Genomic DNA, 25,008 nt, shown 5'->3' on the forward strand with positions numbered 1-25,008 from the left:
TTACTTTGTTTTCTTTACACCGCAAGCGAGTGGACTTCCTGTGTGCAGACGCAGTTGATAACGCCGTCTTATCTTTATTTTCTTTAGACAGACAAGTGGACTTCCTGTGTGCAGACGGGGTATCAACCGCCGTCTCATATCGATGGATTAGGGTTTAGGAAGTAGCTGCAAGAAGGTATCAAAATCATTCACAGCTTTTTGATAACTAGCCGAAACTTTCGCAGAATCGAATGATTTAGCAGCGTTGTCAATATCTACCAAATCCGCAAACAAACTCTTAGTTAAATCAACAGCTTGTTGTTGAGATTTGGGTAACAAAGTGCCAGACAAGGATTTCATGGTGTTTCGCAAGTCGCCGAGAGGCCCGTGAATGTAAGTTCTGGTATCAATCCAATTTCTATTTTGAATTAGGGTTCCTAGGGTATCCATCCGCGATCGGAACTCTGTCAGGGTAGGAACATAGCGCTGAATTTGCTGGATCTGGGCAGTTGTGTAAGTCGTGGGAACTTTTGCTTCCACACTGCTGCAACTAACCAGAAATGCCATCAAACACGCCATCATCAAGGCCAAAAATGAACGGGGACGAGTCATAGCGATTTTAGATTCTAGATTTCTCGTTGCGGGCTGGTACTTTTGGCACCGCTTGGCACCGAGATTGAGGTACAAAAGATTATTTTACCTCTTGGCGGCGCAGAAAAGTGATCACAGCCTCGCCAACTTTTTCTGACCAATGTTCTTGAGGGTAATGCCCGGCTTGTTCTAGTGTGACTAACTCGGCATTTTTCAGGGAACTGACTAACTTTTGAGCGGGTTCAACACTCAGCCAAGGGTCGGTCAAACCCCACACAAATAAAGTTGGGCGCGTCCATCCTTGCCAGCCGGATTCAATTTCTGCCATTGACTGCGGTAATTGAATGTTGCGGACTGTATTCATTAGCGATCGCCCCGCATCCGAACTTTTGAGAAATGGGCGGCGGTAAACATCTAAATCGCTGTCTGATATGATTTTGCGGCAGCCGCCTTCGAGGGTTCTGTCCACCAAAAGCGGGTCTTGCGTCATCATGTCGCCAATAAAAGGCAGTCCCAACTGCTGCATTTTCCAAGGCAATTTTATATTTTCTGAAACTGGTGTATTGATGACTGCTAAACGATCTATTCGATCGGGATTTCGCAAAGCGTATTGAATGCCTGCCGAAGCTAAGAATCCTTGGACAACGAGGGAAAATCGGTCTATTTCTAGTGTTTGAATAAAGCCGTCCAGGGCGGTTACAAAAGCATCGGGAGTGTAGGCAAAGTCGCGCTTGTCTGGTTTTGTCGATCGCCCGCACCCCACCCAATCCGGCGCTACGGATCTAAATCCGCTTGCCGCCAAATCCGGCATGATTGCTGTCCAGGTAAAGCTTTGGGACGGCAAACCGTGCAGCAGCAGCACCGGCGGTTTATCACTTTCGTTAACCGGATTTGTTTCCCGATAAAACCATTCCAGCGACCCTACCTGAATTACTTTTTCATCAATTGACATTATTTTACTTGTTATAGTTGAAGGAAGAAGGAAGAAGGAAGAAGGAAGAAGGAAGAAGGAAGAAGGAAGAAGAACCCCCCCTGCCCCCCCAAGGGGGGAGGTTCGAGGGAATAGGGAAGAGGTTCGAGGGAAAAGAGAATAGGGAAGAAAAAATCTAGTAGAGAAGAAGGCTTTAGTTATTATCGCGCGTTTGTGATATTTATCTAAAGAATAAGGCGGGGAATACCCGCCTTACTTACCTAATAGTTGGGTACGCATATATCGCCTTACCCAAATCATTAAAGTCCCGCCTAGAAATTCATTTCAGCAGCTTGAACTTTTTCGACCTGTTTCTTCTTGAGAACCAGCATAATTTGAGCCAGCATGGTTATAGCCACGAAAGCCATCAATCCTTTAACTCGACCTGCACTTTGCAGCACAATTTCCACGTCTTTTTGACCGAAGCCGCCCACATTAGGATTGTTCGTCAAAAGTTCGCCGGCTGCGACTGTTTGTCCTTCAGTCACAATCAGTTCTGGGCCAGCAGGAATTGTATCAACAACCGCTGCACCTTCTGCTGGTTGAATTGTCACCTCATAACCGCCATCTTCAGGTGTAGCAATCTTAGAAATGCTGCCAGCTACCGAAGCATTATAAACAGTATTATTGCTCTTGGCGCCTGTCGGATAAACCTGACCGCGACCGCGGTTGCCGCCGACATAAATTAGGTATTTGCCGTAGTGAACGGACTTGTCAGTTGCGGGATTTGGCGACAAAACTGGGAATACCAATTCTTTGTACTGTTCACCAGGCAGCGGGCCCACTAAAACAATATTTTCTTGGGTTTCGCTGTAAGGTTGGAAGTAAAGATCGCCGACTTTTTCCTTCATTTCTTCGGGAATTCTGTCAGCCGGAGCAATTTTGAAACCTTCGGGTAACATCACAACTGCGCCTACATTCAAGCCGCCTTTGCTGCCGTCGCCGGTCACTTGCTGCACGTTAGTATCGTAGGGAACTTTGACAACAGCTTCAAAAACTGTGTCAGGCAAAACAGATTGCGGTACTTCTACTTCGGTGGGTTTTGCGCCCAAGTGACAGTTAGCGCAGACAATCCGACCTGTGGCTTCGCGGGGAGTAGCGGGTGCTGTTTGCTGGGCCCAGAAAGGGTAAGCAAATGCTGCTTGGGGAAGTGCGATGTCGCTGGTGAGGAAAAATCCGGCGGCGGCGATCGCAATTAAAGCAGTTTTGGCGATCGTCTTGGCACTGCGGCGAAATATCGCAGATAAATTAGTTTGTGGCATCAGAGTATTCAATCTCAAAGGTCTAACAATTTAGTCATTAGTCATTGGTCATTGGTCATTGGTTATTAGTTATTGGTTATTGGTTAGTGGTTATTGGTTATTAGTTATTAGTTATTGGTTAGTGGTTATTTAAACTAACTACTAACTACTAACTACTAACCACTAACTACTAACTACTAACTACTAACTACTAACTACTAACTACTAACCACTAACTATGACCACCAAGGTGCTTCGCCGGTGCGAAAATCTGTTTCTTTCCAAGGTGTAAAAGCAATCTTGTCATCTGCGACAGTGGCGTGGGCCAGAGCCAGAGACAAAGGCGCCGGGCCGCGCACCACTTTGCCCTCATTATTGTATTGAGAACCGTGGCAAGGACAGATAAACTTGTTTTCGCTAACATTCCAAGGCACGACGCAACCCAAGTGAGTGCAGACTGCATTGATGCCGTATTCGGCCAGAGATAAGTCTTCTTTCACCACCAGATAAGTGGGGTCGCCTTTGAGACCTTGGGCTAAAGTGCGATCGCCCGCAGGGTGCGAAGCCAAATATTCGCTAACGATGATGTCGTTACCCAAGGCATCTTTAGCAGTGACTCCGCCACCTGCTGCCCCACTCGAAGGAGGAACAAAATATTGGACAACGGGATAGAGTGCGCCCAGTGCCACACCTGTGACTGTACCGAACGTCAGCAAATTCATAAATTGGCGGCGTCCCATATCGGGGACATCGGGATTTCCAGCAGAAGTTTGAGCCATGACCTGCCTTTACGGTTTTAAGTTACGTTTGTTTGTTAGGGAATCTGTGCGTGCAGACAATTCAGAGCGTTGCCGCCAATCTGCTCGCACAAATTTTAGGCAGCGAAAATTCCTTTTAAGAATGCGCCTTCCAGCCTTTATTAGAGTATTATTACATTTTTTGAACTTTGTCTTTATTGTTTAATGGATTAACTCAGGAGCAACCATGACGGGCAAGGATTTACACCAGCTATTGCTAGAAAAATGGGGAAAATCTTACGATATCAGATTGCGGCGGACGCGAGGCAAGATTTTTGTGCAGGTGATGTGGAAATATTTGGAACAGGCGTCTTTTCCGATGACGGAGGCTGATTATTTCGAGCATTTGGACGCGGTGGCGAATTACCTCAACGGCTGGGGCAGCACGGAACAGGTGAGAGAGTATATTGTCAATACTCGCGATCGTCCGCGCTTGGGTAAAGCTGTCAGTGTTCCCCTAGATTTGGGTGAAAGAGCCTCGGAGTGGTTGCTTGACGAGTTTTGAATCTGCTAGTTGTCAGTTGTCAGTTGTCAGTTGTCAGTTGTCAGTTGTCAGTTGTCAGTTGTCAGTTGTCAGTTGTCAGTTGTCAGTCATATCAGATCCAGTTACAGGGAGCATTTCATTTTTATTTTTGTAAAAAGCATTTTTTGGTAATGCTGTCCCCGCTTTAGAATATTGTACAGCTCGCTCGCAAGCGAGGTTTCTCGCCGACCAAAATCATCCCAACCATTTTCTGTCAACACTTTCACATACAATGAGTCTCGGATATCTTGTGAAATTTAGGAGAATGTTGTAATGGGTGTTGCAGTTGGAATGGTTGAAGTCTTAGGATTTCCCGCCGCCGTAGAAGTTGCAGACTCAATGGTGAAAGCAGCCCGAGTTACTTTAGTTCGTTATGAAAAGATAACCCGCGCCTACTGGACAATTATAGTTCGAGGAGATATTTCTGAAGTGCAAGCAGCCGTTGCTGCTGGAATTGAATCAGTTAAAAAGGTCGATGGCGGAAAGTTGCTGTCGTATCACATCATTGCTCGTCCCCACGAGAATCTCGATTACATTTTGCCGATCGGCTATACTCCCGAAGTCGAACAGTTCCGAATGTAGTCAAAGTTTTGTCAAAACTTTGGTGTCTAATTTTAACTTTTAGTAATTATAGAGACGCGGGCGATCGTGTCTCTATATTTTTGCCGGTTTATCTATCTTTTTGGGCGGTGGACACAAGTAATACTAAGTCTGGGGAATCAAACCTATTTATCATCCATGACTGCGTAAGCAAGGTAAAGTGAACTGAGAAAACAAGCAACTATCAAACAAATAGACAAACGAGTAAACAAACAACAATCCGCCAAAGCATCACTACGCAAGCTATTTTCCCGATTGTGGGAGTGTACCTCACCTAGCTGAAAAAGGCTATAGTTGTTGGTGGAATTTATTTTTTTGCTGGCGATGGCTGCTGGCGCGGATCGATCGCCCTAGCGACTACTATGCCGATCGCACTTTCGACTCTGCTAATATATCTTTGCAAGTCGTAAGCAACAGTCACCGCCCCAGACGGCGAAGCGTGAATTAAACCCAAATTCCCGTCTGCATTCCTGTACACAAAACCCGTGTGAGTGACATCCAATCCTTTAACATCAGTGGCTACCGCCACAATATCCCCTGGTTTTAACTGAGAATAAATACTTTTTATCCGATTTGTCGGGATGTAACTAACCGCAGTTTTGGCTAAGTCTGCTTCTTGGCTGACAATGCACTGATAAGTTGCTTCGTCTTTGAGCATTTGCGGGTAACTACTGCGGTGCTGGCTCATGAAATTTAGTGTTTTATTCATGGGCATTCCGCCCAATTGAGCGGTGATATTTTCTACTGTTTGCCGTTTTTGATTGTCGTTAATCCATTCGGAGAAATAGTGCAATCGGCTGCAATAACCGTTCATTTTACCATTTAAATACCGCTGTTGTTCTATCCGATTTACAAAATTTTGATAGTCATAATCTGTGATTGCTACGCCTCGCGAAATAGCCAAAACGGTTTCTACAAACAAAACGCAATCAAATTTATTCAAAGTTACGATTAATTTTTCTTCGCCGGATTTGTCCAGCAAACCTTCGGCGTAGGGCTTTCCTTGGAAGTTATCGGCGATCGCCTGTACTATTTCTCCGATCGCGCGATCGGGCAAATTTTGCTGTTTTGCGTACTGTACAATCTTTGCAAAACGTGCTATATCTTCCGGTTGTGCAGCATTTTCTCTGGCAGTATTGTCTGAGTATTCTCGTCTAGCCAGCACTTCTAGCAATTGGGAATAAGAAATTTTAGATAAATTGTTGATTTCCCAAAACAGACTCGGGAAACTGGAAACAGTCGGCTGGTTTGTGGTTTCTGGATTTTCTGTTTTTCCCGTCAACTGGGCGGCTGCATCCGCGCCCTGTGCTTTGGTTTGCCGATCGACAGCAGCGACAGCAGGTTGAGACTCAAATGCCAAAATATCAGGTATCAAGGAATTATTCGCACTGGCGATCGCAAATCCCAAAACAACCAAACTCCAAAAATTTCTCATGTTTTTCAAAGGATTTTGCTTAAACAGAGTGCTATCCTAAAATCTTTACAATTACTAGAAGTCTCAATCAGCCTAGGAGACGCGATCGAATTGGCAATTTCTCGGACTCGAGCGACACCCTTGTCATTTAGACGCCGCCCTATTATAAACTGATCGTGCCAGTTTGATACCACAACACTGTAATGCAAATAGACCGCCGACGCCGCCCGCGCCCAATGGCTCCCCAACGCCCAGTACAGCCCCGAGGCCCAATAGGGCGCCGAAGCCAAATCAAGCCAATCCGCCAAAGCAGCCAGCCTCCCGTCAAATCTCGTCGCCGAGTCAGGACGAAATTTTCTCGCTTAAAATACCGTAACATCCTGTGCTTAATTGCCGGGACGATCGCGATCGGTTGGATTGTGACAATACCGTTGAGAATTCGCCGTACCCCAGAACCGCCAGTTATCTTGGCTCAAGAGGCCCTTTCGCCGCCGACAATTCAAACACCGGAAAGTGTAATCGATCCTCAAAGCGAACCTAGCTTCAGCTACAACATCAAAACACCTCCCAATTCAGTTTACTCTCAAGAATTGCAAGGAATTGTTGATGAATCTGTGAAAATTGCGATCGGCAAAGGACTGCCCGCAGAAGCGCTATCAATTACCTTAGTTGATGTCAGCAATCCCAAAACCCACACCTTTGCCGGATATCAAAATCAAACTCTCAGATTTCCCGCTAGCGTTGCTAAGTTATTTTGGATGGCAGCGTTTTACTCAGCCATAGAAAAAGGCAAAATTACGCAAAAAGAATCTGCCTTTAAAAACGACCTAGAACAAATGATTGGCATCTCCAACAACGATGCCGCCAGCAGGATTTTAGACAAAATCACAGATACGCAATCCGGCGGACGGCTAGGGGGAGAAGAGTTGCAAACTTGGCTGCAAAAGCGCCAGCAAATTAACTCATTTTTTCAGTCAGCCGGCTACAATGATATTCGTATAAGCACCAAAAATTATCCCATATATTATTTGAGGCAAGAAGGTCCAGTCGGTCGCGACTTGCAATTGCGGGGCGATGCTTCCCAGCCGATTCGCAATCAAGTCACTACGGATCAAGCCGCCAGATTAATATATGAAATTTATACTAGACAAGCGGTTTCCAGCGTCGCCAGCCGTAAAATGGCTTACTTGCTGACGAGAGATTTAGACCCCAAGGCATGGAAAAATGACCCTAGCAACTCGATCAAAGGATTTCTGGGCGAGTCTTTACCAACTAATATTTATTTTGGTTCCAAAGTTGGCTATACATCTGGTTCCCGCAGCGAAGCGGCATTTGTCAGAACTTTGGACGATCGCGCGATTTATATCTTAGTTGTTTTTGCAGACGATCCGGCTTATTCCAGGGACGAAACAGCTTTTCCGGCAATTTCGCGCTACGTGTTCGATCGGCTAAACCCTCGCGTACCCAGCAATTAGCAGTGATAGGATGTGCGATCGAACAACTACAATAAAATTGGTTTGTAGTCGGGATTTTAGCAATTGGATGAAGGACTCTGGGTCCGAACGATCAAACCTGCGATCGGATGAAGGACTCTGGGTTTTCACTACGAACCAATTAATCAGATTTGTAGTGAGGAGTTTAGTCCTTCTTCTTCAACCATCGAAAAACCATTTAACTGGGGCGAAAGGATTCGAACCTCTGAATGGCTGGACCAAAACCAGCTGCCTTACCACTTGGCGACGCCCCAACGTCTTAACATTCATCATCTTAACATTGAAACACCAGAATTTGTCAAGCAATTTGACAGTAAAATTTAAAAAATGTTTTTGAAACCGATCGCCCGCCAGTTTATTTTTTGAGGGCATTCGGGCGAGCCAGCGGGATTTCTATGCAAAACTCCGCTCCCTGTCCGGCTTCGGAGATACACTTCAAACTGCCGCCGTGTTTCTCCACCACAATCTGGTAGCTGATAGACAAGCCGAGTCCCGTACCCTTACCCACCGGTTTAGTGGTAAAGAAAGGGTCAAACAAGCGGGATTTAGCTTTTTGGGTCAATCCCGGCCCGCTGTCGCGAATCCGAATCAGCACAAGTTTACCGATCGACTTTCCTGACTCAGCAGCATCCGAGTCAGAGTCCACCACCGCCGTCGAGATGACGATGGTCTTGGGTGCGGGCTGATTTTCCACAGAGTCGATCGCATTCCCCAAAATATTCATAAATACTTGGTTTAGCTGTCCGGGAAAGCACTCTACCTTCGGCAAGTCACCGTAGTCTTTAATTACCTCAATTCCCGGCATCAGCCCGTTGGACTTCAAGCGGCTTTGCAAAATCAGGAGCGTGCTGTCAATTCCTTCGTGAATGTTGACTGGCTTCATGTCCGATTCGTCGTGCCGCGCGAAGTTCCGCAGAGACAAAACTATGTTGCGGATGCGTTCGGCTCCGCTCTCCATTGAAGACAGAATTTTCAGCAAATCCGGCACTACGAAATCAATATCAATTTCTTCGCTTTTTTCGAGAATTTCTGCCCCGGGTTCCGGGTATTGCTTTTGATACAAGCGCAGCAAATCCAGGATATCTTTTACATACTGCTCGCAATATGTCAAGTTGCCGTAAATAAAATTAACGGGATTGTTGATTTCGTGGGCGACGCCGGCGACCATTTGACCGAGAGAGGACATTTTTTCGTTTTGGATGAGCTGAGTTTCTTTCTGCTGCAAACTCTGCAAAGTTTCTGTCAGTTGGCGGGCTTGAGTTTGAGCGGCTAAGGCTGCCGCCCGGGTTTGGGCAAAAAGTTCGGCTTGGTCGATCGCGATCGCCAGTTGCTCCACCACCGCTTGCAGCAATTCCACTTCGCTCGCCACCCAGAAACGGCGACTGCTGTAATGGTTGCAAACTACTGCCCCCATTTGACCGGAGCGAGTCTTGAGCGGCAGCAGCAGCTTAGAAACAATCCCCACACCGGTCAAAAAAGCTCGCGTGGGCGGTTCTATGCAGGGTGCTGTTGCCGCGTCGCCGATCCTGAGCGTTTGGCGGTTGCTAATTTTTTCTGCCAGCAGCGTTATTTGTTCGATCGGATATTCTGCGAGCCGATCTTTGAGTTCGGGATTTGCCGCCTCGTGGCTGATCGCAAAGCTGGGCAGTCCGTGCCCGGAGACTGAGTACCACAAAAAGTAGCACTGGTCAACCTGCAACAAGCTGCGAATTTCGTTGACAGCCGTATCTAAAATTTTGTCGAGATCCAGGGAATTTCGCATCTGGCTGGCGAGGCCCAGCAGCAAGCCTTCCCGACGGCTCAACAATTCTTCTCTGGCTTTGAGGCGATCGATCGCCACCGCAATCGAGTTAGCCATCCACCCCAAAACTTCTAGCGCCCCCTCAGTTGCAGCAGCGCTGCTGGACACAGCCATCACTCCTACCAGTCGCTCCTCCACAATCAGCGGATAGGCCACGGCCCAGAGGGACGGGAGCGACAGCAGCAGCACAGGGGCAGTTTGGAGTTTTCCCGGTTGGCCCGATCGCACCCAATCTTCTATTTCCCGTTCCCTCTCTTGGCTGCTGAGTCCTGAAGCGGCCTGCAATTCTAACCGCTCTGTCTGGGGGTGGAACGTCCAAATGCTCGCCCCTGCCGCGTTGAGGTAATCTACGATTGCCTCGGTGCAGCGGTTGAGGATGACCGGTATTGTCCCGCCACCTCCGAGAGCTGCACCGATTTTAGCTTGCATCGCTCCCAAGCGCGATCGCTCCTGTAACCGGGCTGTGGTTGCTGGGCGACGATCGGAGGCATAGAGCGAGTCGGCAACTATTTCTCGGATTAGTTGGCGATCTGGCTCGCCCTTGATGCCTCCTGAATTTTCTCGCCAATATTGAGATTTGGCTGTTTCCCCCATCGCCGACAGCTTTTTTGTCTGAAATATTCTCCTGTCGCTCTCAGGCGTCTCTACTGCCCAGAAAAAGTCCTGGTTCGATCGAACTAACTCCGAGATTTGGTTGTTGTCAGAGGCGATCTCTTCTACCTCTGTTGTCTGTTTCTGGGCTTTGACTAATTGCCACCGCAGCTCCACCAAACTCCCCACTTGCCGAGCTAAAGTTTCAATAGCATCTATTGTTTCTTTTGTCAACTCTCTCGGCACCAAGTCCGCGACACAGAGGAATCCCAGCATCTGCCCCTCGGAGGTGACGACTGGGATGCCGGCGTAAAATTTCACGAAGGGGTAGGAAACGGTGAGCGGATGCTGGGCAAGTCGCACATCCGTGGAAGCGTCTGGGACAATGACGGGGGCGAGATGTTTCTTGAAGGAATTTGCACGGGGTGCGACAAAAGCAGATTCGGCAGCAACCGACGTTTTTTGTGGACGAATTGCTCGGTCAAATTCCGAGAAACAGTTTGAGTCCGTGGCGAACTCTGCTGGAATTTGGTCGAAGGCGCTGGCGCAAAAGTTCAGGTAGCAGCGAGCTAAAGTTCGATCGATACCTACCTGCGACTTCAACCAGTGGCGGTTAGCGTCAATCAAGCTCAAACAAGCAATAGGAGTTCGGCTCATCTGAGCTGCCAAGCCCACCAAATCGTCAAAGCAAGCCTCCGGAGCAGAGCCGAGAAGCTGATATAAGTCTATGTTATGGAGCTCAAATACTTTTTTACCAAGAGGCAACGGTGCTTTCGTCATTTGTAACTGCCCATCTAGTTGCTGGCAAAGCGCTTTTCTCAATACTGGCTCTTGAAAAACCAGCTCTGAATTTTGTGCCGGGAGACTGTCGGCGCCGCATCGCGCGCAGGCGGATTGCGCCAAAATCAGACCAACCCCTTGACTGACCTTGAAACTTTTGAGTTATGAAGTTAGAGCACCGCGGATCTTAGAATGTATAAATTATACTTGGAATTGACTGTACTGTTGAATAATTCCGGGAGGCTACATTTTAGAGCCTCGCCCGGGAGGAAGCACCTTCGATCGATAAATGGCCGATAGCTTACTTATAATTTTTAGTAGTTTAATAGTATATTAACAGACTTCTCTAATCGTGACTAGCAAGCTTGCTGGTAGATTAAAACGATCGATTTGTGCCACAATACCAGTGCGGTTTACCAAGCTGTGCCACAGGCAGCTCGACTACAGTGAAAAAATGAAGTAGAAAAGATTGCCAAAATGTTAAACTTTGTAACAATAGTTGGTCAAACTCCACCGTCGAGGGTTTCTGGGTTGGGATGCAGGTTTTGCAAGTGTTGTAATGGGCGATATATCTGGCAATACCTGTTTTCGAGTCGATCGATTTTTTGGTGGGAATTGTGTTTTCTATTTTCAATAACTATAAATAAACAGGGAGAAAGATATGTCTGCAACTAGCAGTCAAGTACCAACTATTTTGGCAGTTGATGATAGCGTGGTGATGCAAGGACTTGTCAAACAAGCTTTAAACAAAGAGTTTCGAGTTCTGGTGACAGACAATGCAGTCGATGCTTTGTCAACAATTTATCACGAACAAATTTCGGTTTTGTTGCTGGATGTTTCGATGCCCGGTATTGACGGATTGGAACTCTGCCGCACGGTACGCAGCTTGCCTCAATTTCAACATTTGCCGATCGTTATGCTGACAGCCAGAGATGGAGCTTTTGATAAGGTGCAGGGGCGTTTGGCGGGAGCAACCGAGTATTTAACTAAGCCCTTTGATGCTGAAAAGTTACGCGAAGTAATTGGTAAGTTTATCAATCTCAAATCATAAAAGAAAACTCGGCGGTTGAAACCGCCATATTTTTCCAAAGTCCTAAACTTTTAATTTCGCCAACAGCAGAGGAGCGATCGCGCTGACGGGTAAAATGTATTGGGCCGCACCCAAGGCTATCGCCTCTTTCGGCATTCCGAAAACAACGCAACTGCCTTCATCTTGAGCAATTGTCAAGCCGCCTAGTCTGGCAATAGCCAGCATACCCTCAGCACCGTCTCGACCCATTCCTGTTAGTAAAACTCCCGCCGCCGCCCGACCGTAAAAATTAGCAACTGACTTAAATGTTACCGTTACAGAGGGGCAATGTCCCGCTTCACTAGCAGCTTCAGAATAAATAAATCGCCCTTGATAATCCAATTCTAAATGACGTTTTTCTGGCGGAAAATAAACAATACCAGCTTGGGGAAATTCGCCCAAACCAGCTATTTTTACAGGCAGTTTAGATTCACAACCCAACCACTCTACCAATCCCTGCAAAAATCCTTCACTGATGTGCTGAATGCAAATTACCGGCACAGGCAAATTAGCCGGAAATTGCGAAATAATTGAATGCAGCGCTTGCGGCCCGCCTGTAGATGCGCCGACAGCCAATAACTTAATAGTTTGAGACTTGAGAGTGCCGCTAGATAATTGATAATTCTGCATTGATAATTGATTAATTTTTGGGATGGGGCGATCGCTTTTTTCGATTGATCCCAGCCTTTGATGCCGCGTAAAAACTTTAACTCCCGACAAAACTTTAACTTTAGCGATTAATTCATTCGCGAGGCGATCGTAATCTGACGCCAACCCGCCAATCGGTTTCGGAAAAACATCTAATGCACCTGCTTTCATAAGTTCAAATACATTTTGAGTATCCTTTGCTTGAACAGAAGCACTAATTATTAAAATCGGTCGCGGGTATTTCTTCATCACTTCCTGCGTGAATTCTAACCCGTTCATTTGTGCCATGTTCAAATCTGTACAGATTACTTGTGGCTGAAGGTTTGGAATTAATTCGAGTGCTTCTAACCCGTTGCAAGCGGTTCCTACAACTTGAATTTCTGGGGCACTATTCAAAATGCGCTTGAGCACGATCGTAGCTACTGGCGAATCTTCTACCAACAATACTTTAATCGGCGATAACATGAATTTTTCAAGTAATTGGTCATTGGGAATTGGTCATTGGGAATTGGTCATTGGGAATTGGTCATTGGGAATTGGTCATTGGTCATTGGGAATTGGTCATTGGGAATTGGTCATTGGGCAACACACTTGGGTAAATGATGTTTATTCCCCAGAAACTCCCCTCACATCTCCCTGGGTGAAGGGGTACTTTGAACAATTTCTTGTCCCTTCCTTGAGAAGAGAAATTAGGGGTATTGGGTTTAATCCAACCCTATTGGGCAATTGGGAATTAGCAATGGGAATTGACCGTAAACTTTTATTTTATTCCCCTTCCCCTTCCCCTTCTTTTACAATTAAACTAACCTTTTCAAAGTCTCGATCAATACATCTTGATTGAACGTACCTTTAGGAATATAAGCATTAGCCCCGGCATCAGCGCCTCTTTTTCTATCTTCATCCGATGCCAAAGACGTTACCAGAATAATCGGCAACTCACTGTATTCTTTTTGCTGGCGAATTTTAACAGTCAGTCCTAAGCCGTCCAAATTCGGCATTTGTACGTCAGAAATCACAGCATCAAAATAGCGAGTTTTTAATTTATTGAAAGCATCCAATCCGTCTACTGCTGTCACCACTTCATAACCTGCACCTTCGAGGATCCGCTTTTCTTGAGTGCGGGTAGCGATCGAATCTTCTGCTAAAAGTATAACTTGTTTGCGACTGACCGTCTCAATGGGCGATCGCGCACTCCCAACCCCCCGCGACAAAACTTGCTTGCGTACAGATTTTATCAAATCGTAGGGATTGAGTACCATACAAACTTCCCCCGTCCCGAGAATTGTTGCACCAGAAACATTTCGCACCCGTTTCAGCAATAGACTTTGAGGTTTAATCACTACATCCTGTTCGTCTATCAAAGCATCTATAAATAATCCAAATCTTTCTTCCCCAACTTTCAGAACAATACAAGACATTTTATGATAATTAGAATCTAGGGGTTTTCCCTCTGTTTCGCTGCTGAATTTTCGCCAATTTTCCTGTCTCCAATCCTGAGTTTTTGGCAACCATTCTCTATTATTTAATTCCAATAAATCCGTTAAATAAGCAACTGATAGTGGCTTACCATCTGCAAGTATGGTTGGTTTACCTTCGACGCCAAAAATATCAAGAGAATCAACCAGTTTAGCATTTTCAACAAACTCAATTGGCAGCGCGTAAGCAATTCCTTCAACTGCTACAATTAATACATTTGCAGTAGCTAGCGACGTGCTTAGTTGCAGCCGCAAGGTGCATCCTTCGCCTGGTACAGATTCAACTTGAATGCTGCCTTTTAATGCTTCAACATTAGTCCGAACTACATCTAAACCCACCCCTCGTCCCGAGATTTCAGTAACAAATGTTCTGGTTGAAAAACCGGGAGCAAAAATCAGCGATTGAATTTGGCTTTCTGTCATGACATCGAGTTCTTCGGGCGTGCAGATGTTGCGTTTTACAGCAGTTTGTTTAATGCGATCGACATTCAGCCCCCGACCATCATCAGCAACTTCAATGATAATATTGCTAGCAGTATGGTAGCCTTTAATTCGGAGAGTAGCGACCTCCGGTTTGCCGATCTTTTTGCGCTCGGCGGCTGTCTCTATGCCGTGGTCGATCGCATTCCGAATCATGTGCATCAAAGGGTCTTTCATTTCTTCTAAAATGCGTTTGTCAGCTCTAGTTTCCCCACCTTCAATCACTAATTCGACTTCTTTTCCTTCGCGCTTCGCCAAATCTTTAACCGGTCGCGGAAATAAATTAAAAATAGTAGACAAAGGCAGCAGTCTGAGAGTGCGAATTCCTGATTCTAATTCCTCAGCAATTAATTCTAGTCTAGCAGTCTCTTCGTAAACTCGATTTTTCAAGCCATTGACTATAGTTCCCAGACGTTCTAAACGTTCTTCATTACGCTGGCAATAATTTTGTAACTGACTGACAATTGCGTTGGGTTGAGAACCATTTTGTTCATTTTTTATTTGAGAAAAAAGTAACCCATTGAGCCAAGCTTCTCTAGTCCAACTTTCCCACAAGTTAGTCAATTTGTCGATATCAGCAAGTCGGTATATTAACCTGGTTTTAGTGACAGCAAGTTCGCCGGCTTGAGTCATTAAATTGTCTAAATTTTGGGTAGCAACCCGAATGGTTTCGATGCGGTAAGATGCACTAGAAGAACCGCTGATAACAGTGGGTTGGGAAGCGGCGGTTTCAGAAGCGGCAGGCAAGTTTTGAACTTGCAGCAGCAATTCGTGTTCTGATTGCAGAGTCGCAACAGAGTAATTATTATCTAAATTAGCGACGGAAGAAGTTTCACTGTTTGTTTCTGGTGCCACAGTTTCCAAATCAGTAAAGTGCGTTTTTACTAATTCTATATCTGGTACTTGTGAAGATTCTGGTTCTACTGTCGGGGCGGCGGGCTGGGGGTTGCTAGAGGCACCCATCATGCTAGCAAGCACGTAAAACGTATTGATACCGGAATCTTCACCCGTGACGGCTTCGTCAACGAGTTTGCGGATGGCGTCTAAACCTTGCGAAAGTCGATCGCTAATATCTGGATTTAGTTGAGTTTCTCCCCGCTTGACACTTCCCAAAATATGCTCTATTTGATGAGCTAAAGATGCTACATTTTTTACGCCTAGCATCCCAGCATCGCCTTTAAGAGAATGGGTTTCCCGCAGCAATTCTTCTAATTTAGCTGAATCCCCCGGGTGTTGTTCCAAGTACAGAAATCCCTCGTCTAGTTTCTGCAAGTGTTCTTCACTAGCAATTTTAAATACATCTCGGAGTTCTTCATCTTCAATCATATGTATCTTTGGGTAATTGGGAATTGGGAATTGGGAATTGGGAATTGGGAATTGGGAATTGGGAATTGGGAATTGGGAATTGGCACGCGCAGGCCCGCGCAGGGAATTGGGAATTGCTAGCAAATGACTAATGACTAATGACTGTTGACTGTTGGCTGTTGAGGGCGGGCACTCTTGGCACCACCCCTACTGAGTGTTGGCTGCTGTCAGTTGGCTGTTGGCTGTTGTTACAACTGACTACTGACTACTGACTACTGACTACTGACTACTGACTACTGACTACTGACTACTGACTACTGACTACACTACGGATTTTAAATTTTGGGCTGCTCGATCGAGTTGAGAAATTCCGAGTTTGACTTGAGAAATGCCTGAGGCAGTTTCCTGAGCGGCGAGGTTAAGAGAGTTGACAGATTCAACTACATCTTCAATGGCGAGCGCCTGGTTTCTTGCAGTAAAAGAAATTTGTTTGCTGTTCAAAACAATGCGATCGATCGCCTCTGCCACTCCAGCAAATGCGTCGGAGGCTTTGCGGGCAATTTTAACTCCATTTTTTACGGTTTTTGTGCCGTCATCTGTCACTATTGTCGTCGAAACAATGGCTTTATGGATGTCTGCAACTAAAGCATTAATTTTGCTAGCAGATTCTTTACTTTTATCGGCTAATTTGCGAATTTCGGTGGCAACAACAGCAAATCCTTTGCCACTTTCACCGGCTCTAACTGCTTCGACAGCAGCGTTGATGGCGAGCATATTTGTTTGGTTTGCTAAATCGCTGACTAAAGTGGAGATATTGCCAATGCGATCGGTTTGCTCGCTCAAACGCAAAATTTGCTTTTGAATGGCTCCGACATTTTCTGCCAAAGTTGCGATTTCTTTCAAGGTATTATCTACAGCTTGACTGCCTCCTGCTGTGAGTTCAAGGGCTTGTGCGGCCCCGAAAGCAGCCGCTTCGGCTTGTGAGGCACAAGCTTTGCTTGATTCGCCCAATTCCTCCATTGTACTCGCAGTTCGATCGACAGCATATAGTTGTTGGCTGGCGATGCGTTCTTGCTGTTCCACAGTGACAGCAATTTGAGAGGAAGAAGAGGCGATCGCCCGCACAATTCCATTTACCGAGCGAGTAGTTCTATTTGCCAAAAAAGTGGCGATCGCGCTAACTACAGCAGCAGTAATTCCAACTCCTGTCATCAGAGCATACAGCAGATCTTTTTGCGGAGCAAATACATCTTTTGTATCGTTGGCAATAATTACGCTCCAACCCAATGCTGGTAGATTTTTTGAGGTTTCAATAGGAGCGTAAGTAATCAGTTGCTTGGCTCCATCAATGCGATCGATATCGATGACACTGTTAATCTTTTTTTGCGCTTGCAATTTAGCGAAAACACTAAAGTCTGAGCCTGCATCTCTGCTTACCTGCTCACTTTCTGTTGCTGAAAAAAACTTGCCCGTGCCATCAATTAAATGGTATTCTTCTTTTCTTAATGTCTCCGAGTTTTGGGTTAATTGATATTGGTTTTGCTCATAATTACGGTTTAAATAAGCTGTAGGTGTGCGAGTTCTGATGACGGCGATAGTTTTTCCTGTATTGATATCGACAACCGGTGCCGCAGCAAAAATGGCATATTCGCCAGTGATAAATGACTTTCTGGGCTGCACAATTGTCGGACGATTAGTTTTAATTACTTCCTGAAAATATTCGCGTTCGCCTAAATCTGTAATGGGTTCTCCGCTCGATTGCAAAATAGTATTTCCTTTGACATCTGCGACTGCAATACTGTCGTAGCCTTTCCCTTCTTTCACATATTTATCTAACAGAGCTTGTTTTTGACTGGTTGATGTGGTTTTGCTGACTCTGGAGTCGTTCAGTATAGCTAAATTAGCGAGTTCCTTAACGTCTAGGTAGCGTTCAAACAGAAAGTTGCTGACTTCATTTGCCGTAGAAATTGCCCGTGATTCTTGGTACTTAATTACGTAGTCAGTCAGGTTCTCTGTGGCAAATACATAAGTCATCGTTCCTGTCAATATAACTGGGATTGTACTCAGGGCGATCGCAAAAACAATCGCTTTAATTCTCAAAGACAAATTTTTATTTTTTTTTATCATAACTGATAACTCAGACCCTTTTAGATTTTAGATTTTAGAATTGGGGAATCACTAATAGACGACTCCTAAAAACCCTTTAAAGAGCTGGATTGCGAGTTTTACTGGAGATGTCTCATCAGGCTGGGATTGGAATCGCGGGCCGGCAGTTGCTTTTTTTTTGAGAAACTATCATAACTGATAACTATTCTAAACAACTCCTTTTAAATCTAAAGCAGCTTCGTTTAATTTTTGAGTACCGACTTTAGTTTGAGTGATACCCTCAGCGGTTTGTGCTGCGGCTTGGTTGAGAGAGTTCATCGCTTCCACCACTTGCTGGATCGCGATTGCTTGCTGTTTAGCATTCAGCGAAATTTGCTGAGAAGTCAAAACCACGTTGTTAATTGCACCAGCCACTCCGGCAAATGCCGCTGCGGTTTCTGAGGCAATATTTACGCCAGAGTCCACAGTTTTAGTTCCTTCATCTGTCACCATTACTGTTGAGTTAATCGCCCTCTGAATATCAGCAACTAAAAGATTAATTTGCGCGGCAGATTTTTTACTGCGATCGGCAAGCTTGCGAATTTCTGACGCGACAACGCCAAACCCCTTGCCATGTTCGCCCGCCCGCACGGCTTCGACGGCAGCATTTAGCGCTAACATATTAGTCTGATTTGCCAAATCGCTAACTACAGTTGAGATATTGCCAATGCGATCGGTTTGCTCGCTCAACTGCATAATTTGCCCTTGCATATCCTGCACTTTTGTTTTCAGCGTTGCCATTGCTTCTAAAGTTTGTTCGACAGCTTTTGTACCTGTTCCAGCTAAATTTAAAGCTTGGATTGCTTCCAATGAGGCGGTTTCTATCTGCTGTGAAGTCGCCCTAGAAGATGCGCCCAATTCGTCCATTGTTGTAGTGGTTTGATTGACTGAAGCTGCTTGCTGGCTTGCCATACGTTCTTGTTCTTCAACTGTGGTTGCAATCTGGGCGGAAGAAGTGGCGATCGAGCTAATTGCGCGATCGATCGTTCCAGCAATTCCTGACGAAATCAGCCAAGCAATACTCGCACCCAACAGCACTAACAGCAGCGAACCTATCACCAGTGTCGATACTAAAAAGTTTAAAGCTACCTTCGTGCTTTGGGTTGTTTTCTTGATCGTATTTAGTTCGGTTTCCCGAAATTCCCGGTTCAATTCCCCAAATTCATTCACAAACTTTGTGTACTTCCCTGTATTAAATAGAGCCAGGGCTTCTGCTCTCTTATTTTCTTGAAACAAGCGGATTATTTCGTTAGAATCATCGTCATATTTGTTGACTAGCTCCAGCATTTTCTGCAAACGAATTTTCTGGTCGGAATTTTTAACCTTCGGCTCTACATTGCTCGCTGACTGGCGAGCCAACTCTGCACCTGTTCTAAAATCTGTTAAAAATTCCTGATTTTTATTAACTAAATACCCGGAGATACCCCGTGCCATTTGCTGTACACCGACAGACATATTACTTGTTTCTCCGATTACAGATTGTACATTTTCCGTTTTTTGAAAAGTGTTAAATACCTGAGTTGCTGTACCGAAAACTAATACAGGCAAGCCTAAGTATATAGCTGCTGGCGCTAAATATCCGAGCAACATTTTGTTTCTAATGTTTAATCTTTTAATTTGAGCAAACATCTTTTTCCCCTGAATTTAAGATAGCATTTTCCTTAGTAAAGTGGTGACGCTGCGATAGTTGCTGGCAGTCCCGCATTGGCAACAGAAATTAGCCTGCAACTTGTGCGATCGCTCCCGCGAAGTGAGAGTAACAAATAGTATCATAGCAAATTATGTTCGATTACTTTTTATTCTTGAGTTTCGACTAGCGCGAACCTCGTTGGTGCGGGCGCGACTCCGATTTCGCCCTAAAATCTTTCTTCAAACCTCTTCATCAACAAAAACTCCCCCTTTTGTCAGCAGTTTCTGCAAGTGGAGAACAGCGATAATTTTTTCTTTATAAAAAGCGGTACCCCGGAGATATTCGCGGTTAGCAGAATTTAGTGCTGCAGGAATAGTGGCAATATCTGCCATATTTAAATGTATAATGTCTAAGATTTCGTCAACGACTATACCGGCGACCAAATCTTCAATTTCAACAACGATCGCCTTCGATAGAAATTTTGTGTCTGCTGACATATTTAAAATCTTCCGAATGTCCACTAGCGTCAGAATCTCGCCCCGCAAATTCATATTGCCAATAATGCGATCGGGAGTGCAAGGAACCGGAGTTACTTGGCGAATGTCAGTAAATTCGCGCACTACCTCAAGATTGATGCCAAAGTATTCGCCGTTGAACACAACCACCGCCAGCGACATATTAATTGCCGCAGATTTTTCGCGATCGTCTTGGAGCCTCAAATTGTCAGCCCGCTCTCGAAAAATTGCTTTTTCTGCCGCTGTGGCATTCGCACAAAAAATGTGAGGCTTGTCCAAAAGTTTAGGCTGTTCAGCTAACAATTTTGGATCGGTTTCTAACTGCAAATTTTGATGTTCTACCTGGATTTCTGCTGCCGAAACTGGCATTGTATTTTTTGTGGTTTCAGGAGAATATCGCATTAGGCGATCGAGATCGAGCAGCATGATAATATCGGCCCCGCAGCGGGCAAATCCAGCTAAAAAATGATGGGAATCCTCTGGCTTGTCTCGCCCGTAAGATAGTTGGGGAGTTATTGCATCTTGGGAGATATGCTTAACTTCGGTAACTTGATTGACAATGATCGCAACTCGAAATTCTTGCCATTCTATGACGATCGCACTATCTGTCACAGAATACTCCTGCCAAACGTACCCAAAACGGAGATTCAGATCCATCACTGGCAGAATCGATCCCCTAAGATCGATCGCCCCGACAATATCTTGAGGCGCTTCGGCGATAGGTGCGAGCTCCGGTAGAAAGAAAATTTCCCGAACGCAGCCGACTTCTACACCGCAAAGCAAACCGTTTTGTTTGAATATAAGATACGGCTTAGTTTCCATATTTACTGTGACACTTTATTTACTCTAAATTGCGAAAAAAACTGGTTTATACGATAATATTCGGTTTGGGAGTGATATCATATTGGGTAAATTACCTGCGATCGAAGTGTTTGTAGTGAGGACTTTAGTCCTCCGATTTTTAAAGGACTAAAGTCCTCACTACAAACTAATTTTTAGCTGCTCCGGGCGCATCATTTTTGTTGGCTGTACAATTTTACCAATTTTTTTTCAACATCCATCAATACTTGATTAGCTGTCATTTTTCCCTGCTGCTCGATCGGAGTATTGGGCGGTAGTTTTTTGAGAATATCGCAAGATGAGTTGTACATTTTAACAGCTATATTTAGCTGACCTTCTTTATTGTATATATTCCCAAGTTCGAGATAAGCCGAAACAAAAGACGGGCAAAGATAAATAGTTTTTTTCAAAAAACTTTTAGCTGTTTCCAAGTCGCCTTGTTCTTCTGCAATGTGAGCTTGCAAAAAATAAGGAAATACTGACATAGCATCTACTTTGCTAGCTCGCTTGCAGTGTTCGATCGCCTGAGAATACTTGCCTAAATTTGCATAAATTTGAGCGAGCAAATAATCGGCATCAAAATTGTGACATTGCAGGTCGATCGCCTGTTTTGCTTTATCAATTGCTTCAGGATAAGCTTTATTTTTAAAACAAGCTTTTGCCTCTAAAATCAGCATCTGAGGCGTTTGGGTAGGGAGTTTTTTTGGTTCGGGGGTTGGAGATAAATCAGGAACTTTCTTGCTCGCCCGATCTCCCTCAAAATAGCGACTTCGCAGCATCTTTCCCAGCCCGTTACCTGCTGCTAATAGCGAGCTTAGGTTCCCAAAATTGCCGTTCTCTAAACTAGCTGGTACCGTCCCCCCCGGTAGCAAATTACGCCTGTCACCGTTAACTTTCCCTGCCTTTCTGGATTCATCCAACGCTGATTGCGCCTGCGGTGCTGGTGCAATCGAAGACTCCATTGTACCCGGTGCATCCTTGGGGAGATTCTTGGTTTGATAAACAACCGACTCCGGGAAAATCTTTGCTTGAAACTCGTTCATCGCCTGACTGTGAACTTCAGCGTGACCCGTCATCAAATATCCTCCTACTCTCAGCGTTTTAGCAAATTTTTTCAGTACCTGTGAAATATACTGAGCTTCAAAATAAACAAAAACATTTCTGCACAAAATCAAGTCCATGTTATAAATATTTTGGTAAATATTAGGAAAATCATCCTTGACTAAATTTAGATGGCTAAAAGTCACAAATTGGCGCAAATTTTTGTCAATTTCCCATTCAGTTTTTCTCCGATCGAAATAGTCTGTTTGCAGTTTTGGGTCAACCAAGCGAAACGACCAAGGGCTGTAAATTCCCCGCTGCGCTTTTTCTATTGCTTGTTGATTGATATCAGTACCTAAAACTAAAATATTCCATTTTTCCCAGTCACAAATTAGCTGTTTTAAAATAATAACTAAAGAATAAGGTTCTTCACCGGTGGAACAGCCTGCACTCCAAATCCGCAGTGCTGGTTTAATTCCGAATTGCTCGTACAGTTTTATTTTGCGATCGATCAATTCAGGGAAAATAACTTTTTCCAAGAGCGAAAGTTGTCCTTTGTCCCGCATGAAATAACTTTCGTTGGTTGTCAGCAGCAGTGCGAGTTGGCGCCATTCTGTTTTACTTTCCTGACTAGGAGCAGCTAACATTTGATAATATTTTTCGGGAAAGGCTATTTTTACAGCTTTCATCCGAGTCAAAAGTTTTTGAGCCAAAGCCGATCGATCGGGCGGGCGAATTTCTAAACCTGTGTGAGTCGCAATTAATTGAATAAATAGCTGAATTTGTGCATCATTCATATCAACTCGGTAAATTTGTTTAGGTAGAATCTATTATGATGGGGAATTGGGAATTGGGAATTGGGAATGGGGAATTGGGAATTGGTCATTGGTCATTGGTCATTGAGCCGATCGCACTCATCGCCACAATCCGAACGGAAATAAGATCGTGTGGGGTCGATCGACCGCAAGATTCGGGTTGGGGCGGTGAACTCACCTACAAAAACTATCGTTAATTTAGCAGATTGCCAGATCGAAAGCAGCAGCTAGAAAACAGATAGCAGCCTGAAAAAAAATCAGCCGTTTTCCTTCTACCTGCTGCCTTCAATCGGTAAGGTGCGGCCCGCGCACCCTACAACAATGCCGATTCCAAATCCCGACTGTTTAAGCTGGAAAAATCCGCAGGCGGCGGTTGGGTTCTTCCCCAAAACTGTGAGATTTCAGGTGATAGTGTTCCACCAGTTCGTGCTGCATTTTGCGGACGTTGGGAGAACGGGGTAAGAGTTCCACCGGTTGTCCCTTCGGAATCACAATTTGCTCGACAGCCAAGCGGGTTTCTTCAAGAGCTTCGAGCTCGTCAGAAGTACCGCTGCGGGCGAATAAGGCAAGGTCTGCCACTTCCGGGGTGCCGGGGTCGTCCATGTCCAACAAGCGCCGCAAAGCTCTCGCTACGTGGGGAATAGTCCCAGCTTTAATTGTGTGCAGGGGAACTTGGCGAGTTTTGGCCAAGTGCCTTAATTTTGACTGGTTCCGCACGTTCGATCGCAAAGCCAACACCACGTCAGCACTTTCAATATCCTTCGTCAGCAGCACCGGCAGGTTCAGGGTGGAAATCACCTGTTCGAGCTGGTGGCGAGCTATGCCGTAAGGATAAACGTGGAGGGGCAAATCTTCGCCGTTAGGGCCGACATTCTGGGAATAACGACCCCGCTGCTGCGGTACGGGTTCCAGGGACAGGGATTCTTCGAGGAGTTGCTCGAAATACCGAGTTTCAGGAACTACCGGCGCGCTGTTAGCAGCAGCGAATTTCTCGCCTTGAGGGGGCATCGGCACCATTTTCCCGGCACTCCGCCACCCAGAAATCGGTGTGACGGGCCGCATTGCTGATACCGCAGCGGGGCCCGGGCCCGAAGCTGGCATCCCAGGGAACCGGGCGGGGGGAGATGCTGATTCCCGATCGATAATTACTTCTCCGCTGTCGCTGACGCTTCTGATTTGCTGGTTCGGTTCGCGTCCCCGCAGCAGAGAGTCGATCGAATCTGAAACTCGTTCGTGGATTACCCAGCGCTGGCGTTCGAGCATTTCGATCGCAATTTCAAAAGTAGGCGGCGATTTGCGTTCCAAAACTGTCTTTTGAGAACCGCGGCGCCTTGCTTCGTCATCTCCTAGCGTCACCGCTTGGATGCCCCCAATTAAGTCTGCCAGAGTCGGGTTTTTCATCAAGTTTTCGATCCGGTTCCCGTGGGCGGTACCGACCAACTGCACGCCCCTTTCGGCGATCGTCCGAGCGGCCAAAGCTTCTAATTCCGTACCGATTTCGTCAATCACGATCACTTGCGGCATATGGTTTTCCACTGCTTCGATCATGACTTGGTGCTGAAGTTCGGGACGGGAAACTTGCATTCTGCGAGCTCTGCCGATCGCCGGATGCGGGATATCTCCATCTCCGGCGATTTCGTTGGAGGTGTCGATGATTACCACCCGTTTTTCCAAGTCATCGGCGAGTACGCGGGCAATTTCCCGCAGGGCCGTGGTTTTGCCGACTCCGGGGCGACCGAGCATCAAAATTGACTGACCGGTTTCCACTAAATCGCGGATAATACCGATCGTCCCGAACACAGCGCGGCCTACCCTCAAAGTCAAGCCGATAATCTCGCCGCTGCGGTTGCGAATGGCGCTAATTCGGTGCAGGGTTTGCTCGATACCGGCTCGGTTGTCGCCGCCGAAGCTGCCGACTCGCTCGATGCAATACTCGATGTCTGCTTTAGAAATCGGCGTTTCGGAAAGATGTTCGGCCAAGGATGGAAAACGAGCTTCTGGTAGGCGGCCCAAATCCATCACAATCTCAATAAGATTGTTGCGCTGCGGGTGCTGCTCAAGGGGCTGCCGGATCTCATCTGGAACGATGTCTAATAATCTGTTGAGGTCGTCTGTAATCTGCATTCGCCTCGGTGTGTTCGGTGACGTTTTCAACTTTTTTTAGTTATTGGTTATTTGTTATTGGTTATTTGTTATTTGTTATTTGTTGTTTGTTATTGGTTATTGGTTATTGGTTATTGGTTATTGGTTATTGGAAGTAACTCT

The 25,008-nt window shown here is 45.7% G+C and carries 20 protein-coding genes and 1 tRNA gene; 7 read left to right on the forward strand and 14 right to left on the reverse strand.

Translation table 11 applies throughout. From position 1 onward, the window contains the following. Positions 1-147: 147 nt before the first annotated feature. Together psbQ and IQ270_RS04760 are read right to left on the reverse strand one after the other, a co-directional pair. Entirely contained in the window at positions 148-591 is a 444-nt protein-coding gene (psbQ, locus tag IQ270_RS04755; RefSeq protein WP_193972104.1) for a photosystem II protein PsbQ, read from the reverse strand. Between the two features lie 79 nt (positions 592-670). Further along, on the reverse strand, positions 671-1,522 hold the full coding sequence (locus IQ270_RS04760) for an alpha/beta fold hydrolase (protein ID WP_193972105.1): 852 nt from the start codon (positions 1,520-1,522) through the stop codon (positions 671-673). Positions 1,523-1,539: 17 nt separating this feature from the next. On the opposite strand from IQ270_RS04760, the gene IQ270_RS04765 reads away from it, so the two are divergent. Further along, the gene (locus IQ270_RS04765) at positions 1,540-1,680 is read left to right on the forward strand and encodes a hypothetical protein (RefSeq protein ID WP_193972106.1); all 141 of its coding nucleotides are present in this window, start codon (positions 1,540-1,542) and stop codon (positions 1,678-1,680) included. A gap of 132 nt (positions 1,681-1,812) precedes the next feature. Here the strand turns inward: IQ270_RS04765 and petA are convergent, their stop codons facing one another. Together petA and petC are read right to left on the reverse strand one after the other, a co-directional pair. Further along, positions 1,813-2,802, reverse strand: coding sequence for a cytochrome f (petA, locus tag IQ270_RS04770; RefSeq protein WP_193972107.1), 990 nt, complete (start codon positions 2,800-2,802; stop codon positions 1,813-1,815). A 215-nt stretch (positions 2,803-3,017) separates the two neighbouring features. Continuing rightward, positions 3,018-3,560, reverse strand: coding sequence for a cytochrome b6-f complex iron-sulfur subunit (petC, locus tag IQ270_RS04775; protein WP_193972108.1), 543 nt, complete (start codon positions 3,558-3,560; stop codon positions 3,018-3,020). Positions 3,561-3,765: 205 nt separating this feature from the next. Here petC and IQ270_RS04780 point away from each other — a divergent pair, with 205 nt between their 5' ends. Both IQ270_RS04780 and IQ270_RS04785 read left to right on the forward strand, forming a co-directional pair. Next, positions 3,766-4,083, forward strand: coding sequence for a DUF3067 family protein (locus tag IQ270_RS04780; RefSeq protein ID WP_193972109.1), 318 nt, complete (start codon positions 3,766-3,768; stop codon positions 4,081-4,083). A gap of 291 nt (positions 4,084-4,374) precedes the next feature. Next, positions 4,375-4,683 (forward strand): carbon dioxide-concentrating mechanism protein CcmK, encoded by a 309-nt coding sequence (locus tag IQ270_RS04785; RefSeq protein WP_106149684.1) that lies wholly within the window; start codon positions 4,375-4,377, stop codon positions 4,681-4,683. Between the two features lie 325 nt (positions 4,684-5,008). Here the strand turns inward: IQ270_RS04785 and IQ270_RS04790 are convergent, their stop codons facing one another. Then, on the reverse strand, positions 5,009-6,136 hold the full coding sequence (locus IQ270_RS04790) for an N-acetylmuramoyl-L-alanine amidase-like domain-containing protein (protein ID WP_193972110.1): 1,128 nt from the start codon (positions 6,134-6,136) through the stop codon (positions 5,009-5,011). 182 nt (positions 6,137-6,318) lie between these two features. On the opposite strand from IQ270_RS04790, the gene IQ270_RS04795 reads away from it, so the two are divergent. Then, positions 6,319-7,590 carry a serine hydrolase gene (locus IQ270_RS04795; RefSeq protein ID WP_193972111.1) on the forward strand — a complete coding sequence of 424 codons (1,272 nt, stop codon included), beginning with the start codon at positions 6,319-6,321 and terminating at the stop codon, positions 7,588-7,590. 200 nt (positions 7,591-7,790) lie between these two features. Here IQ270_RS04795 and IQ270_RS04800 read toward each other — a convergent pair. Further along, positions 7,791-7,862: transfer RNA gene (locus IQ270_RS04800), tRNA-Gln, on the reverse strand. A gap of 101 nt (positions 7,863-7,963) precedes the next feature. Beyond that, positions 7,964-10,780 carry a GAF domain-containing protein gene (locus tag IQ270_RS04805; protein ID WP_193972112.1) on the reverse strand — a complete coding sequence of 939 codons (2,817 nt, stop codon included), beginning with the start codon at positions 10,778-10,780 and terminating at the stop codon, positions 7,964-7,966. A 661-nt stretch (positions 10,781-11,441) separates the two neighbouring features. Between IQ270_RS04805 and IQ270_RS04810 the strand changes: the two genes are divergently transcribed. Then, positions 11,442-11,831: a PleD family two-component system response regulator gene (locus IQ270_RS04810; protein WP_193972113.1), complete on the forward strand. Its 390-nt coding sequence runs from the start codon at positions 11,442-11,444 to the stop codon at positions 11,829-11,831. Positions 11,832-11,873: 42 nt separating this feature from the next. On the opposite strand, the gene cheB is transcribed toward IQ270_RS04810, so the two are convergent. Both cheB and IQ270_RS04820 read right to left on the reverse strand, forming a co-directional pair. Continuing rightward, the gene (gene cheB, locus IQ270_RS04815; protein ID WP_193972114.1) at positions 11,874-12,962 is read right to left on the reverse strand and encodes a chemotaxis-specific protein-glutamate methyltransferase CheB; all 1,089 of its coding nucleotides are present in this window, start codon (positions 12,960-12,962) and stop codon (positions 11,874-11,876) included. Between the two features lie 332 nt (positions 12,963-13,294). Continuing rightward, entirely contained in the window at positions 13,295-15,778 is a 2,484-nt protein-coding gene (locus tag IQ270_RS04820) for a hybrid sensor histidine kinase/response regulator (protein WP_193972115.1), read from the reverse strand. Positions 15,779-15,786: 8 nt separating this feature from the next. On the opposite strand from IQ270_RS04820, the gene IQ270_RS31810 reads away from it, so the two are divergent. Continuing rightward, positions 15,787-15,909 (forward strand): hypothetical protein, encoded by a 123-nt coding sequence (locus IQ270_RS31810; protein ID WP_255532367.1) that lies wholly within the window; start codon positions 15,787-15,789, stop codon positions 15,907-15,909. 169 nt (positions 15,910-16,078) lie between these two features. On the opposite strand, the gene IQ270_RS04825 is transcribed toward IQ270_RS31810, so the two are convergent. The 4 genes from IQ270_RS04825 to IQ270_RS04840 all read right to left on the reverse strand — a co-directional run bounded on the left by IQ270_RS04825 (position 16,079) and on the right by IQ270_RS04840 (position 22,725). Further along, on the reverse strand, positions 16,079-17,884 hold the full coding sequence (locus tag IQ270_RS04825) for a methyl-accepting chemotaxis protein (RefSeq protein ID WP_193972116.1): 1,806 nt from the start codon (positions 17,882-17,884) through the stop codon (positions 16,079-16,081). Between the two features lie 186 nt (positions 17,885-18,070). Continuing rightward, positions 18,071-19,531, reverse strand: coding sequence for a methyl-accepting chemotaxis protein (locus IQ270_RS04830; protein ID WP_193972117.1), 1,461 nt, complete (start codon positions 19,529-19,531; stop codon positions 18,071-18,073). Between the two features lie 240 nt (positions 19,532-19,771). Further along, positions 19,772-20,869 carry a chemotaxis protein CheW gene (locus tag IQ270_RS04835; RefSeq protein ID WP_193972118.1) on the reverse strand — a complete coding sequence of 366 codons (1,098 nt, stop codon included), beginning with the start codon at positions 20,867-20,869 and terminating at the stop codon, positions 19,772-19,774. Positions 20,870-21,060: 191 nt separating this feature from the next. Continuing rightward, complete coding sequence (locus IQ270_RS04840) at positions 21,061-22,725, reverse strand: protein-glutamate O-methyltransferase CheR (protein ID WP_193972119.1); 1,665 nt, start codon at positions 22,723-22,725, stop codon at positions 21,061-21,063. Positions 22,726-22,760: 35 nt separating this feature from the next. Between IQ270_RS04840 and IQ270_RS04845 the strand changes: the two genes are divergently transcribed. Then, a complete protein-coding gene (locus IQ270_RS04845) occupies positions 22,761-22,940 on the forward strand; it encodes a hypothetical protein (RefSeq protein ID WP_193972120.1) in 180 nt (59 codons plus the stop codon). A 148-nt stretch (positions 22,941-23,088) separates the two neighbouring features. Here IQ270_RS04845 and IQ270_RS04850 read toward each other — a convergent pair whose 3' ends face one another. Next, positions 23,089-24,867, reverse strand: a complete 1,779-nt coding sequence (locus IQ270_RS04850) for a R3H domain-containing nucleic acid-binding protein (protein WP_193972127.1) — start codon at positions 24,865-24,867, stop codon at positions 23,089-23,091. Between the last annotated feature and the right edge of the window lie 141 nt (positions 24,868-25,008).

Source organism: Microcoleus sp. LEGE 07076 (assembly GCF_015207455.1).
GTDB lineage: Bacteria > Cyanobacteriota > Cyanobacteriia > Cyanobacteriales > Microcoleaceae > Microcoleus.